At 65.2% G+C, this 13,612-nt stretch carries 11 protein-coding genes; 2 read left to right on the top strand and 9 right to left on the bottom strand.

All coding sequences use genetic code 11. The features are described 5' to 3' along the window. Positions 1–77 precede the first annotated feature (77 nt). Positions 78–728: an RlmE family RNA methyltransferase gene (locus tag PNO31109_RS17710; protein WP_150556787.1), complete on the bottom strand. Its 651-nt coding sequence runs from the start codon at positions 726–728 to the stop codon at positions 78–80. Positions 729–865: 137 nt separating this feature from the next. Between PNO31109_RS17710 and yhbY the strand changes: the two genes are divergently transcribed. Further along, positions 866–1,366 carry a ribosome assembly RNA-binding protein YhbY gene (gene yhbY / locus PNO31109_RS17705; RefSeq protein ID WP_150556786.1) on the top strand — a complete coding sequence of 167 codons (501 nt, stop codon included), beginning with the start codon at positions 866–868 and terminating at the stop codon, positions 1,364–1,366. 135 nt (positions 1,367–1,501) lie between these two features. On the opposite strand, the gene PNO31109_RS17700 is transcribed toward yhbY, so the two are convergent. From PNO31109_RS17700 to PNO31109_RS17665, 8 genes are all read right to left on the bottom strand, one after another. Next, positions 1,502–2,011, bottom strand: a complete 510-nt coding sequence (locus PNO31109_RS17700) for a DUF4149 domain-containing protein (protein WP_150556785.1) — start codon at positions 2,009–2,011, stop codon at positions 1,502–1,504. Beyond that, on the bottom strand, positions 1,995–2,471 hold the full coding sequence (gene greA, locus PNO31109_RS17695) for a transcription elongation factor GreA (RefSeq protein ID WP_150556784.1): 477 nt from the start codon (positions 2,469–2,471) through the stop codon (positions 1,995–1,997). Before greA ends, PNO31109_RS17700 begins: the two co-directional genes overlap by 17 nt. 270 nt (positions 2,472–2,741) lie before the next feature. Then, entirely contained in the window at positions 2,742–5,999 is a 3,258-nt protein-coding gene (carB, locus tag PNO31109_RS17690) for a carbamoyl-phosphate synthase large subunit (protein ID WP_150556783.1), read from the bottom strand. Positions 6,000–6,017: 18 nt separating this feature from the next. Then, the gene (gene leuE, locus PNO31109_RS17685; protein ID WP_150556782.1) at positions 6,018–6,686 is read right to left on the bottom strand and encodes a leucine efflux protein LeuE; all 669 of its coding nucleotides are present in this window, start codon (positions 6,684–6,686) and stop codon (positions 6,018–6,020) included. 40 nt (positions 6,687–6,726) lie between these two features. After that, on the bottom strand, positions 6,727–7,866 hold the full coding sequence (carA, locus tag PNO31109_RS17680; protein ID WP_150556781.1) for a glutamine-hydrolyzing carbamoyl-phosphate synthase small subunit: 1,140 nt from the start codon (positions 7,864–7,866) through the stop codon (positions 6,727–6,729). Positions 7,867–8,061: 195 nt separating this feature from the next. Then, a complete protein-coding gene (locus PNO31109_RS17675) occupies positions 8,062–8,823 on the bottom strand; it encodes a FadR/GntR family transcriptional regulator (RefSeq protein WP_150556780.1) in 762 nt (253 codons plus the stop codon). A gap of 315 nt (positions 8,824–9,138) precedes the next feature. Beyond that, on the bottom strand, positions 9,139–10,779 hold the full coding sequence (gene treF / locus PNO31109_RS17670; protein ID WP_306440562.1) for an alpha,alpha-trehalase TreF: 1,641 nt from the start codon (positions 10,777–10,779) through the stop codon (positions 9,139–9,141). Positions 10,780–10,781: 2 nt separating this feature from the next. Further along, the gene (locus PNO31109_RS17665; protein ID WP_217433190.1) at positions 10,782–11,543 is read right to left on the bottom strand and encodes an SDR family NAD(P)-dependent oxidoreductase; all 762 of its coding nucleotides are present in this window, start codon (positions 11,541–11,543) and stop codon (positions 10,782–10,784) included. A gap of 575 nt (positions 11,544–12,118) precedes the next feature. Here PNO31109_RS17665 and PNO31109_RS17660 point away from each other — a divergent pair. Then, a complete protein-coding gene (locus PNO31109_RS17660; RefSeq protein WP_150556777.1) occupies positions 12,119–13,450 on the top strand; it encodes a C4-dicarboxylate transporter DctA in 1,332 nt (443 codons plus the stop codon). Positions 13,451–13,612: the final 162 nt, after the last annotated feature.

The following is a 13,612-nucleotide window of genomic DNA, read 5'->3' as shown; positions in this document are numbered from 1 at the left end:
TCTAATCCACTCGCAGGCGCACCGCCATAGTGATTCTTTACCGCCACCATAGCGCCAGTGCGCCGGTTTGACGGGCATCAAGCCGGATTTTTCAAACCCCGTCCAAGAATGAACGTTTCGGAAGATTTGTCTCGGGACGCCTTCGGCTTGCGCGGCGCCACGGTTTTGAACTGGCGTTTGAATTTTTCGACGATCTGGCTGTAGCCACTGCCGTGAAAACATTTGACCAGCAACGCTCCCTCCGGTTTCAGGTGCCGTTGCGCAAACTCGAGCGCCAGATCGCACAGATGCTCGATTCGCGCGGCGTCGGCCACTGCGACCCCTGACAAGTTGGGGGCCATGTCGGAAAGCACAAGGTCGACTTTGCGCCCCGCCACGATTTCCTCCAGCGCCTCGAGCACGCTGTCCTCGCGAAAGTCGCCCTGCAGGAAGGTCACGTCGGCGATCGGCTCCATCGGCAGGATGTCCATGGCGATGATGGTGCCGTCGATGCCGCCGTCCACGCGCTTGCCGGCCGCCAGCTTGTTGCGCACGTACTGGCTCCAGCTGCCGGGCGTGGCGCCCAGATCGACAACCACCTGTCCAGGCCTGATCAGCCGGTCCTGTTCGTCGATCTCCTTGAGTTTGTATGCGGCGCGGGCGCGATAGCCCTCGCGCTGCGCCATTTTGACGTAGGGATCGTTGATGTGATCATGCAGCCAGGCGTGGCTGAAACGGTTTTTTGCCATAATTCTTCAAAAACACTGCATTTTTGCAGGATAATACGCCCTTGCGCGCCTAAAATCCGCGAGCCGGCCCGGTAACTCCGGAATTCCCGGCCGCCGCCCGAGGGCGCATCCTAACTCGTTTGTCTCGTCTGTCTTCTATGCCCGCTTTGACCCTGACCCCGGCGCAACGCGCCGACTTGCGCTCCGCCGCCCATGCGCTGAATCCCGTTGTTCTGATCGGCGCCGACGGCTTGACGCCGGCGGTGCTCAAGGAAATCGACGGCGCCCTGAAGGCCCACGAACTGATCAAGGTGCGTGTATTCGGCGACGAACGCGACACGCGCGTTGCCATCTACGAAACCATTTGCGACCAGCTCGGCGCCGCGCCGGTGCAACACATCGGCAAGCTGCTCGTGCTCTACCGCCCCACCCCGGACGAAGACTCGACGCCCGTCCGTGGCAAGTCCGGCGGCACGGGCGCCACGGTCAAGGGGCGGGCGCCGCGCACGGTCACCGTCGTCAAGAGCAGCCCGCATTCGGGCCGCCGCCCCACCGTCAAGAAGGTCACGGTGGCCGGCAACCAGCGCATGACCGCGGGGGGCATCGTCAAGCGCGCCAAGAAGCGCCAGACCAGCGTGAAGCGCCAGCGCAACGACTGAAGGACGTCGTTCGCCACGTCAGTCTCCGCCGTCACCCCCACAAAAGAACGCGCCCGGACAATGTCGGGCGCGTTTTTTCATGGACGAGGGAAATCGTGGCGCCCCACCGGGGCCTGCCCCCTCGCCCCGCGGCATTTAGCCGCGCACCGGCTGACGCCAGATGAAAACGACACCGAGCAGGCTCTGCACCAGATAGATGCCGCTCGAAATGCCGTGCAGCATGCCGAAGCGCGCCGCGAAGGCCGACTGACCGATCTCTACGCCCGCCGCTTCGGCCTGCGCGCGCAGATCCGCCATGAACGGCTGCAGGCCGAACCAGCTGACCAGCACGCAGACCACCATGGCCGCCGCCAGCCAGCGCAACACGCGGTAGCCGCGCGCCACGCCGGCGTCGCCCGAGCGCGCGATGAGCGCCGTGGCGAGCCAGACGAGCAGCGCGCCGCACACCAGGCTGAGCCACGCCTGCGTGTGAAACAGCCTGCCGGCGACCGTGCCGGCGACCGTGCGAGACTCCAGAACGGCAAAGAGCGTGGGCGCGACGATATAGCCGATTGCCCACTGGCTTCCGCACCAGACGGTGGCGATCAGGCGGAACAATCGCTCCAGCCGGGGCGCGCCGCCGGACGCGTCAGACGTAGCGGACATCGATGATCTCGTACTCGCGCACGCCGCTCGGGGCCTGCACTTCGGCCACATCGCCCGCGTACTTGCCAATGAGCGCACGCGCGATCGGCGAACTCACCGAGATCTTGCCGTGCTCGAGGTCTGCTTCGTCGTCGCCGACGATCTGGTACTGCACCGTGCCGCCGCTCTCGAGGTCTTCGAGTTCGACGGTCGCGGCAAACACCACGCGGCCTTCGGCGTCGAGCGCCGCCGGATCGATGATCTGCGCCGCGGACAGTTTCGACTCGAGCTCGGCAATGCGCCCCTCGATAAAGCCCTGCTTTTCCTTGGCGGCATCGTATTCCGCGTTTTCCGACAGATCACCCTGCGCACGGGCTTCAGCAATCGCAGTGATCACGTTCGGACGTTCGACGGTCTTCAGGCGGTGCAGCTCATCCTTGAGCAGCTCGGCGCCCCGCTTGGTCAGAGGAATGGTACTCATGCGCGTTGTTCCGAAAGACAAAAAAATTGCCGCAGCAAAGCCGCATTCGCACTTTTCGCGAACGCCGCTTGACCGCGGCTGTGACACCTATATGGCGCTAGTGTAGCAGAGTTGCCGGCGCTGCCAACCGGCAGGGTCATCCGGCACCTCCGAGCCCTCGCGCCATTCACAAACGTATTTGGCGCACCTTTGCCGGATCAGTTCCCCGGCGGTGCGCCATCATGCTGCGACGTCGCCCGGCGCGGCGGACCGCCGCCGGGCTGTCGGCCCTCAGGCCGCCGGCGTTCCGGCCGGCAACTGGGCGTGCAGACTCTGCAGGTCATAGACCTCCAGATTCTGCAGATACTTCAGACCTTCCACGGCGGCGCGGGCGCCCGAGATCGTCGTGTAGTACGTGACCTTGTGTGCCTGCGCCGACATACGGATCGAGCGCGAATCGGCGATCGCCGTGCGCGTTTCGTCCACGGTCGTGAAGACCAGCGCGATTTCGCCGTTCTTGATCATGTCGACGATATGCGGACGGCCGTCCTTCACCTTGTTGACCACGCGCACCGGGATGCCGGCCGCCTCGATGGCGGCTGCCGTGCCGCGCGTGGCCACGATCGGGTAGCCCAGCGCGTGCAGCATGCGCGCGACTTCGACCGCGCGCGGCTTGTCGGCGTCCTTGACCGTGAGCAGCACCGTGCCCGAGGCCGGCAGACGCGAGCCCGCGGCCAGTTGCGACTTGAAAAGCGCTTCGCCGAACGTGCGGCCTACGCCCATCACCTCGCCGGTCGAGCGCATTTCCGGTCCGAGCACCGGATCGACGCCCGGAAATTTCACGAACGGGAACACCGCTTCCTTGACGCTGTAGTATGGCGGCGTCACTTCGCTCGTCACGTTCTGCGACTTGAGCGACTGGCCGACCATCGCACGCGCGGCGATCTTCGCGAGCTGGCGGCCGGTGGCCTTCGAGACATACGGTACCGTGCGCGAGGCGCGCGGATTCACTTCGAGCACGTAGATCGTGTCCACACCGTTGCCTTGCTGAATCGCGAACTGCACGTTCATCAGGCCGACCACGTTCAGGGCCTTGGCCATCGCGGCCGTCTGGCGCTTGAGTTCGGCGACCGTGTCGGCCGACAGCGAATACGGCGGCAGCGAGCAGGCCGAGTCGCCCGAGTGCACGCCTGCCTGCTCGATATGCTCCATCACGCCGCCGATATAGACGTCGTTGCCATCCGAGATACAGTCGACGTCGCACTCGATCGCGTCGTCGAGGAAGCGATCGAGCAGCACCGGGCTGTCGTTGCTCACCTTGACGGCCTCGCGCATGTAGCGCTCGAGGTCACGCGGCTCGTGCACGATCTCCATGGCGCGCCCGCCCAGCACGTAGGACGGACGCACCACCAGCGGATAGCCGATTTCGGCGGCAAGCACGAGTGCTTCGTCTTCCGTGCGCGCCGTGCGGTTCGGCGGCTGACGCAGGCCGAGGTCCTGCAGCAGCTTCTGGAAGCGCTCGCGGTCTTCGGCCGCGTCGATCATGTCCGGGCTCGTGCCGACGATGGGCACGCCGTTCGCCTCGAGATCGAGGGCGAGCTTGAGCGGCGTCTGGCCGCCGTACTGGACGATCACGCCGACCGGCTTCTCGAGGTCGACGATTTCCAGCACGTCTTCGAGCGTGACGGGCTCGAAATACAGGCGGTCCGACGTGTCATAGTCGGTCGACACGGTCTCCGGGTTGCAGTTAACCATGATGGTCTCGTACCCGTCTTCGCGCAGCGCGAGCGCGGCATGCACGCAGCAGTAGTCGAACTCGATACCCTGGCCGATACGGTTCGGGCCGCCGCCGAGCACCATGATCTTCTTCTTGTCGGTCGGCTTCGCTTCGCACTCCTGCTCGTAGGTCGAGTACATGTAAGCAGTGTTGGTCGCGAATTCGGCGGCGCAGGTATCCACGCGCTTGTAGACCGGGCGAACCTTCTGCGCGATGCGCGCACGGCGCACGGCGGTCTGATCGGTGCCCAGCAGCTTGGCCAGGCGGCGGTCCGAGAAGCCGCTCTGCTTGAGAAAGCGAAGCTCTTCGGTGCTCAGGCTCTCCAGCGTGCGCCCGGCCAGCGCCTTTTCCTTCTTGACGATGGCCTCGATCTGGGCGAGGAACCACGGATCGATGCTCGTCTCGGCGTAGACCTCGTCGAGGCTCATGCCGATGCGGAATGCGTCGCCGACGTACCAGATGCGGTCCGGGCCCGGCTCGCCGATTTCGGCCACGATCTCGTCGCGATCGGTCGACTTCTCGTCCAGGCCGTCCACGCCGACTTCGAGGCCGCGCAAGGCCTTCTGGAACGATTCCTGGAACGTGCGGCCCATGGCCATCACCTCACCGACCGACTTCATCTGCGTGGTCAGGCGGGCGTCGGCTTCGCGGAACTTCTCGAAGGCAAAGCGCGGCACCTTGGTCACCACATAGTCGATGGTCGGCTCAAACGACGCCGGCGTGGCGCCGCCCGTGATCTCGTTGCGCAATTCATCGAGCGTGTAGCCCACGGCCAGCTTGGCGGCGACCTTCGCGATCGGGAAGCCGGTGGCCTTCGAGGCAAGCGCCGACGAGCGCGACACGCGCGGGTTCATTTCGATGACGACCATGCGGCCGTCCTTCGGGTTGATCGAGAACTGGACGTTCGAGCCGCCCGTCTCCACGCCGATCTCGCGCAGCACCGCGAGCGAGGCGTTGCGCAGCAGCTGGTATTCCTTGTCGGTGAGCGTCTGGGCCGGCGCCACGGTGATCGAGTCGCCGGTGTGCACGCCCATCGGGTCGAGGTTTTCGATCGAGCAGACGATGATGCAGTTATCGGCGCGATCGCGCACGACCTCCATCTCGTATTCTTTCCAGCCGAGCAGCGACTCTTCGATGAGCAGTTCGCGCGTGGGCGAGAGGTCCAGGCCGCGCTTGCAGATCTCTTCGAACTCTTCGCGGTTGTAGGCGATGCCGCCGCCCGAGCCGCCGAGCGTGAACGACGGGCGGATCACCATCGGGTAGCCGCTGCCGCCGATTTCCGCGGCGATCTGCGCCTGCACGGCAAGCGCCTCCTCCATCGAATGGGCAATGCCCGACTTGGCCGAACCGAGACCAATCTTGGTCATTGCGTCCTTGAACTTCAGACGGTCTTCGGCCTTGTCGATGGCTTCCGGCGAGGCGCCGATCAGTTCCACCTTGTACTTGTCGAGCACACCGTGGCGATGCAGGTCGAGCGCGCAGTTGAGCGCGGTCTGGCCGCCCATCGTCGGCAGGATGGCATCCGGGCGTTCCTTGGCGATGATGCGCTCGACGACTTCCCAGGTGATCGGCTCGATGTAGGTGACATCGGCCGTATCCGGGTCGGTCATGATCGTGGCCGGGTTGCTGTTGATCAGAATGACCTTGTAGCCTTCCTCGCGCAGCGCCTTGCAGGCCTGTGCGCCCGAATAGTCGAACTCGCATGCCTGACCGATGATGATCGGGCCGGCGCCGATGATGAGGATGCTCTTGATGTCTGTGCGCTTTGGCATAACGTTCTCAACAAAAATTTAACTCAGCGTCGCGGTCGCGAGCTTCACACCGAAGCCGACGAACAGCGCGCCCACGCCGCCGGTTGCCCCGGCGCTCAACCGGCGACGTGCCCGGAAGTGCGCGGCCAGGCGGTAACCGACCAGGATCAGCGTGCTCAGATAAAGGAAACTGAAGGTCTGTACGATCGCGCCGAGCACCGCGAACGAGACGGCCGGATAGGCATAACCCGGGTCGACGAACTGGATGAAGAACGACACGCAGAACAGGATCGCCTTCGGGTTGAGCAGGCTGATGAACAGCGCCCGCCTGAAGGGGTGATCGGCGTCCACGCGCCTGGGCGGCGCGACCGGGGCGCCGGGATTGGCGCGCGCGGCCCGCAGGTTGGCCAGTGCGCCGCGCAGCATGTTCAGCCCCATCCAGCACAGATAGGCCGCCCCGAGGTACTTCACCACGAAGAACAGCGCCGGCTGCGCGTGCAGCAGCGACGCCACGCCGGCGGCAGCCAGCGTCATCAGGATGGTGTCGCCGAGAAACACGCCGCATGCACCCGCGTAGCCTTGACGCACGCCGCGCTGCGCCGCGACCGCAAGCACGTAGAGCGAATTCGGCCCCGGCAGCAGGATGACGACGACAACCCCGGCCAGATAGGTCCAGAGGTCGACGATGCCGAGCGAGTGTCCAAGCATGGTGCGCGTTTCCTTGTCCGTATTGCCGTTGCGTCGGGTGTCAGGCCGGCTGCTTCGCGTCGGCCATCGACTGCACGAAGCGGTCGAACAGGTAGCCGATGTCGTGCGGGCCCGGCGAGGCTTCCGGGTGGCCCTGGAAGCAGAACGCCGGACGGTCCGTCATCTCGAAGCCCTGCAGCGTGCCGTCGAACAGCGACACATGCGACACGCGCGCGTTGGCGGGCAGGCTGTCGGCGTCCACGGCGAAGCCGTGGTTCTGCGACGTGATCACGACGCGGCCCGTGGCGAGGTCCTTGACCGGATGGTTGGCGCCGTGGTGGCCGGTCTTCATCTTGAGCGTCCTCGCGCCGACGGCCAGGCCCATGATCTGGTGGCCCAGGCAGATGCCGAAGGTCGGAATGCGGCGCTCGAGAAACGTCTTCGTGGCGGCAATGGCGTAATCGCACGGCTCGGGGTCGCCGGGGCCGTTCGAGAGGAACACGCCGTCCGGGTTGAGCGCGAAGACGTCGTCAGCCGAGCTCTGGGCGGGCAGGACCGTGACCTTGCAGCCGCGCTCGGCGAGCATGCGCAGGATGTTGCGCTTGACGCCGTAGTCGAGCGCGACCACGTGGAATTTCGGATCCTTCTGCTCACCGTAGCCTTCGCCGAGGCGCCATTCCGTCTGCGTCCACGAGTACTTTTCCGTAGTCGAGACGACCTTGGCGAGGTCCATGCCGGCCAGGCCCGGAAACGACCGGGCGAGCGAGATGGCCTTCGCTTCGTCGTCGCCGGCGAGAATGCAACCGTTCTGGGCGCCCTTCTCGCGCAGGATACGGGTCAGACGGCGGGTGTCGATACCGGCGATGGCAACCACGCCTTCGTCCTTCAGGTACTGCGACAGGGTCTTGTCGGCGCGGAAGTTCGATTCGAGGATCGGCAGATCCTTGATGATCAGGCCGGCGGCATGGACTTTCGTGGCTTCGACGTCTTCACCGTTGACGCCCGTGTTACCGATGTGCGGATACGTCAGCGTGACGATCTGTTGCGCATAGCTCGGGTCGGTGAGGATTTCCTGATAGCCGGTGATGGCGGTGTTGAAAACGACTTCACCGATGGTGTGACCGGCAGCGCCAATGGCGTACCCACGAAAGACCGTGCCGTCAGCGAGCGCGAGAATGGCGGGTGGGAATGACGGCAGCACGGGAAACTCCTGAAGGGTTCACCCCGGCTGCCAGCCTCATCGTCCGCTAGCGATGACATCAGCGCGGGCACCGGAATTGCGCGGAATATGCGCACAGCGGATGCTCGGGCTGCGGACGAGATGTCGGGCGGGTAGGCGCTAGGGTGAGGGTTAAATGACTAAAACCTTCAAAGTATAGCGCAAATCCCGATCTTCTCAAAGCTGAACGTGTGGGGCACCAGTACGCTCTGCGTTCTCACGAGGGGGGAGGCTGCCGGCGGACGAATACGCAGAGGGGATAGGGAAGTGAATGCCCGCCCGCTGTGCCGCCAGCACGATATGGCGCTCCATTGCACTGCCTGCGGCGGCGCCGTCGCGCCGGCGCAGGGCCTCGAGAATCTCCAGATGTTCATGATAGGTGGAAAGCACGAGTTCGCGCTGGTAGAACGGCAGGCGCTGGCTCTCCATGACGATGTCCGTGCTGCCGCGCAGGATGTCGGCGATCGCGCCGTTGCCGGCCAGTCCGACGATGCGCAGGTGGAAGGCGAAATCGAGCTGGGCGGCGGTGTCGACATCGCCGTCGATGAGCGCGGACCTCATCGTTTCGACGTTATCCGTGAGCCACTCGATCTCCTCGTGGCTGGCGGCGTGGGCGGCCAGACGGGCGGCGAAGCCTTCGAGGGCGTAGCGCAGCTGGTAGGTGTCGGCAAGCGAGATCTGGTCGGCGAAGCGCCAGGCCACGCCGACGCGCGCCGAGGCATCGTTCACGTACACGCCCTTGCCCGGGCGGATTGCGACCATGCCGAGCGCTTCGAGCGTCGATAGCGCTTCGCGCAGCGAGGCGCGGCTGATGGCCAGTTCTTCGGCGAGCTGGCGCTGCGAGGGCAGCATGGCGCCAGCCGGGTAGACCTGGCGTTCGATGCGCTCGCGAATGGTCGCGACGGCGGCGTCGGTGACGGCATGCGCCGAGTGCTTCATGAGGCCTCACTGGAATTGCGGGATACGTATGGCGCATTGTACGACGCCAAATCCCCTCACGCGCCCCGGCCTTCCTGCGTCGGGAGAGCCGCCCCGGCCATCGCCGCGCTGGCCTTCCCGCGCGGCCGGCGCGCCGCACGTTGCGCCGCACGTTGCGCCGCACCGCCGGGGCCGCAATGGCGCGCCTGCCGGTTCACTCCCGCCGGCGCGCCGCCCCTCATTGCCCCTCATTGCCCCTCATTGCGTCTCATGCATCTCATGCGTCTCACTGCACCTCGCTGCACTTCACGACACCTCGCGGCACTTCGCTCGACTTCACCGGACGTCGCCGCTGCGCGCGGGGCGGCCCGCGGCGGCCACGCGATGGGCGTGGTGGTCCGGATGTTCGCCGAGCAGCCGGCGCACCACGCCGTTGGTCCAGCCGAAGCCGTCCTGCAGCGGATATTCGCCCCCGCCCCCGCCGCTGGCGCACATTGCATCGCTCGTATGTAGCGAATACTTCTCCACGAGCTTGCTCTCGCGGGCGTAGAGCGCGCCGACCGTCGAGAGCCAGCGCTGGGCGATGTCGCTGGCGAGCGCGCCTTGCCCATACCTGCGCAGGCCCCGAATGGCGATCCACTGCAGCGGCGCCCAGCCGTTGGGCGGGTCCCATTGCTGGAGGCTCGACCTCTGCGTCGTGCGCAAGCCGCCCGCCGCCACCATGAACCCGGCTATCGTGCGCGCCGAGCGGCGCGCCTGTTCGGCCGAGGCCAGGCCGACGAAGAGCGGCGCGGCCATGGCGGCCGACAGGGCCGGGCGTTGCTCGCCGCGCTGCCAGTCGTAGTCGACGAAAGCGCCCGGATCGTCGCGCCAGAGGTAGCGCGTCATGGCGTCCCGGCGCGCCTGCGCCCGTCGCGCGAACGCCTGGGCGGCGCCAGCGTCGCCGCCGGCGCCGCTGAGCCGGGCGATGTGAACTTCGGTGGCATACAGGAAGCTGTTCAGGTCGACGGGCAGAATGGCGGTCGTGCGAATCGAGGACAGATCCTTCTCATCGTCAAGCCAGCGCGAGCTGAAGTCCCAGCCCGACTCGGCGCCCGCGCGCAGGTCGCGGTAGACCTCGCCGGCGGCACGTTTGGGGGCGAGGCTGGCGGTATTGACGTCTTCGAGATAGCCCTCCTCGCGCGGCGTATCGCGCTCGTCCCAGTAGCGATTGAGCAGGGCGCCGTCCGGCAGCCTGACCAGATGGGCGTGCGCCTGTCCCGGGGCCAGCGCGTCCTCGCCTTCCATCCAATATTGGTATTCGCGCACCAGATGCGGCAGATAGCGCAGCGCACGCGCCACCCCGTGCGACTCGAACAGTTCCACCATCAGGCCGTACACCGGGGGTTGCGAACGGCTCAGGTAGTAGGTGCGGGTGCCGTTCGGAATGTGACCGTAGGTGTCGATCAGGAACGAGAAATTGTCGGCCATGTTCACGAGCAGATCGTGACGTCCGCTATGCGCGAGGCCGAGCATCGTGAAGTACGAATCCCAGTAATAGAGCTCCTGGAAGCGGCCGCCGGGCACGACATAGGGCTGTGGCAGCGGCAGAAGCGAGCTTTGCGCCGGATGCGCGCGCGGCAGCCGCGTGAGCACGTCCCAGAGCCCGTCGATGTGCTCGACCAGCCCCTGCCCGGGGATCGACACATAGTGGCTGGGCGGGGTGCGCTCCAGCGTGAAATGCGCCGCCACGAAGCGCGAAAGATCGAAGCCGGGCTGCGCCGCCTCCTCGCGGTAGCGGCGCAGCACTTCCTGCGGCGCGCGCGTGGGCACACAGTCCACGAACGTCTTGCTGTCCGGAAAGACGCGCTGCGTCTGGACCGCAACGAAAAGTTCCTGATAACGCTCGGCGGGTGAGAGCACGTCCGAGGGGGCCGAGTGGGCGACGTCCGGCGTCATGCCGCCGGCGGCGAGCGTGCGCTGTGCGGCCTGCGTCATCGTCATTGCTCCGCGTAGTTCCAGAGCAGCCCCCCGTCGACGAACAGCGTGGTGCCAGTCACGTAGCTGGCTTCGGGCGATGCGAGAAACAGCACCGCGTTGGCGACTTCGCCGGGCTCGGCGAGGCGTCCGAGAGGAATATTGGCGAGGAGCGCTTCGCGTTGCGCCTTGTTGCCGAGCAGTTGCTGGTTGATCGCCGTGCCGACGGCGCCGGGCGCGACGTTGTTGACCGTGATGCCGAGGGGCGCGAGCTCGATGGCGAGGTTGCGCATCATCATCTTCATGCCGCCCTTGCTGGCGCAGTAGCTCGTGAAGTGCGGAAACGGCAGTTCCTCGTGAACGGAGCTGACGTTGATGATGCGCCCGCCGCGCTTCGTGTCTCGCAAATGGCGCACGAACGCCTGCGTGAGAAAAAACGCGCCTTTGAGATTGACGTTCATCACGAGGTCGTAATCCCCTTCGGTGACGTCGACAAACGGGGCGCGTCTTTCCACGCCGGCATTGTTGACGAGCACGTCGACGCGACCCATCTTCGCGACTGCCCGCTCGACAATGGCACGGTCGCATTGCGCGTTGCCGACGTCCCCGGCGATCACGCAGCCGTCGCTCCCGGCGGTGCGCACGGCTTCGAGCGTCTGCTGCGCCATGGCGCTGTCCTGGCGATCTTCCACCACGATACGCGCGCCTTGCTGGGCGAGGCGAATGGCAATGGCGCGGCCGATGCCTTGCGCGCTGCCGGTCACCAGCACAACCGTGTCTTTCATTCGCATGGCGCCTCCTGTCGATACGTGCCGAAGGACCGTCACGCACGCGAGGCGGGCGCGGCGGATGCAAATGCGACCCCGGCGCGCAAACCGAAGTTCCGGCGCAACGCGACATGAACGACACCGGTTCCATGACCGGAACCGCGTCTCCGGCCCGAAGACGGCATTCCGCCGACGGCCATTTGATGACCCCGTTCGAGGCCAAATTGCAGCCAATTTGCGGCCCGTCTGCGGCCCATTTGCGGCCCATCTACGACCCATCTGCACCCCAATCGACGCCCCATTCGACGCCCCACTTGACGCCCCACTTGCGGCCCGTTTGCGTCCAATTCCTGGGGAATCCCCTCAGAAGACGCGCCTTGACCCCACCATATTGGCTTTCTAATATTGCTCATAACACCACTGGTCAGACCGGTATGACTTGTTGAAGCAGCCGGAAGTGCGAGGGTGTTGGCGATGTGTTGTTCGAGAAGCCGCCGTACAGAAATCAGCCCCCGAGCGTTGTCCGTCGGACGTAGAGAACGTAGAGATTGCGCAATGCAAGAGAGCGATTGCGCAGGCACAGGAGACAAACCATGCCCAAGCTGTTCCGTTCGTTGTTTGGCCGAGTCGTCCTAGCGTTGATAGTGGGTGTGGCGCTCGGCATTTGGTTTCCGCAGTTGGCAGAGTCGTTGCGTCCGTTGGGCGATGGCTTCCTGAAGTTGATCAAGATGGTGATTGGCCCGATCGTGTTCTGCGTGGTGGTAAGCGGAATGGCGAGTGCGGGCGATTTGCGCAAGGTGGGCCGCGTGGGTGTGAAGGCCGTCGTCTATTTCGAGATCATCACCACCTTTGCGCTCGTCATTGGCGCGGTATTGGCGTGGGTCACGCGTCCTGGCGAGGGCATGAACATTGACGTTCGCGGCCTCGACCCGAGCGCGATGGCGGCGTACACCGAGAACGCGAAGAGCTTGAAGGATACGGCGGGATTCTTGCTGAAGATCATTCCGAACACCGTGACCGACGCCTTTGCCAAGGGCGACATTCTGCAGATTCTCGTGTTCTCCGTGATGTTCGGGTGTGCGTTGGCGGCCATCGGCGAGCGTGGCCGGCCGGTAGCCCGATTCATCGAAGACCTGAGCCATGTCTTTTTTCGCGTGATGGCGTTCATCATCCGGCTCGCGCCGTTGGGCGTGCTGGGTGCGGTGGCGTTCACCACGGGCAAATACGGCGCGGCGTCGCTCAAGCAATTGGGTTTGCTCGTGCTCGTGTTCTACCTGAGCTGCTTCGTCTTCGTGACCGTGGTGCTCGGCGGGGTGTTGCGCCTGGCGGGCTTCAACATCTTCAAGTTCATCAAGTACTTCCGTGAAGAGCTGTCCATCGTATTGGGCACGGCCTCGTCCGACGCCGTGTTGCCGGCGGTGATGCGCAAGCTCGAATGGCTGGGCATCAGGAAGTCGACGGTCGGTCTGGTGGTGCCCACGGGTTACTCCTTCAACCTCGACGGCTTCTCCATCTACCTGACCCTGGCGGTCATCTTCATTGCACAGGCGACGAACACGCCGCTGTCCACGCACGACCTGATCCTCGTGGTGCTCGTGTCCTTGCTCACGTCCAAGGGCGCGCATGGCATTCCGGGTTCGGCGATCGTGATCCTGGCGGCGACGCTGGCGGCCATTCCGGCGATTCCCGTCATCGGCCTGGTGTTGATCCTGCCGGTAGACTGGTTCGTGGGCATTGCCCGGGCGATTACCAACTTGCTGGGCAACTGCGTGGCGACGCTGGTCGTTGCCGCGTGGGAAAAAGACGTCGACTTTGCGAGGGCGCACAACGTCCTCGACGGCGCCCTGCCCTACGAGCCGATTGCCGTTGCGCACGAAGACGGCGTCGAGACTTCCACGCCGGCCAATGCGGCGCTCACGCGTTGAGCACGCCGTGCGAATTGGCATGAACGACTGAAACAACCTTCGGCCGGCGCGGCGCGTCGGCATCCTTATCTGGAGTCAAGAACTACATGGCCCTCGCCCCGCAAGATCCGAACGCACCGGAATTCGTGCGCCGTTACGTCAATCTGGCCGATCCGCGTCTGG

Origin of the sequence: Pandoraea nosoerga (assembly GCF_902459585.1) — a bacterium.
GTDB classification, from domain to species: domain Bacteria; phylum Pseudomonadota; class Gammaproteobacteria; order Burkholderiales; family Burkholderiaceae; genus Pandoraea; species Pandoraea nosoerga.
Note: the sequence above shows the minus strand (reverse complement) of the source record. Positions and strands in the feature narration are given on the sequence as shown.

Coding starts and splice junctions, on each gene's coding strand:
- PNO31109_RS17710 (WP_150556787.1), bottom strand. CDS start 728: ATGGCAAAAAACCGTTTCAGCCACGCCTGGCTGCATGATCACATCAAC.
- PNO31109_RS17700 (WP_150556785.1), bottom strand. CDS start 2,011: ATGTCCGCTACGTCTGACGCGTCCGGCGGCGCGCCCCGGCTGGAGCGA.
- treF (WP_306440562.1), bottom strand. CDS start 10,779: ATGACGCAGGCCGCACAGCGCACGCTCGCCGCCGGCGGCATGACGCCG.
- greA (WP_150556784.1), bottom strand. CDS start 2,471: ATGAGTACCATTCCTCTGACCAAGCGGGGCGCCGAGCTGCTCAAGGAT.
- PNO31109_RS17675 (WP_150556780.1), bottom strand. CDS start 8,823: ATGAAGCACTCGGCGCATGCCGTCACCGACGCCGCCGTCGCGACCATT.
- yhbY (WP_150556786.1), top strand. CDS start 866: ATGCCCGCTTTGACCCTGACCCCGGCGCAACGCGCCGACTTGCGCTCC.
- carB (WP_150556783.1), bottom strand. CDS start 5,999: ATGCCAAAGCGCACAGACATCAAGAGCATCCTCATCATCGGCGCCGGC.
- leuE (WP_150556782.1), bottom strand. CDS start 6,686: ATGCTTGGACACTCGCTCGGCATCGTCGACCTCTGGACCTATCTGGCC.
- PNO31109_RS17665 (WP_217433190.1), bottom strand. CDS start 11,543: ATGAAAGACACGGTTGTGCTGGTGACCGGCAGCGCGCAAGGCATCGGC.
- PNO31109_RS17660 (WP_150556777.1), top strand. CDS start 12,119: ATGCCCAAGCTGTTCCGTTCGTTGTTTGGCCGAGTCGTCCTAGCGTTG.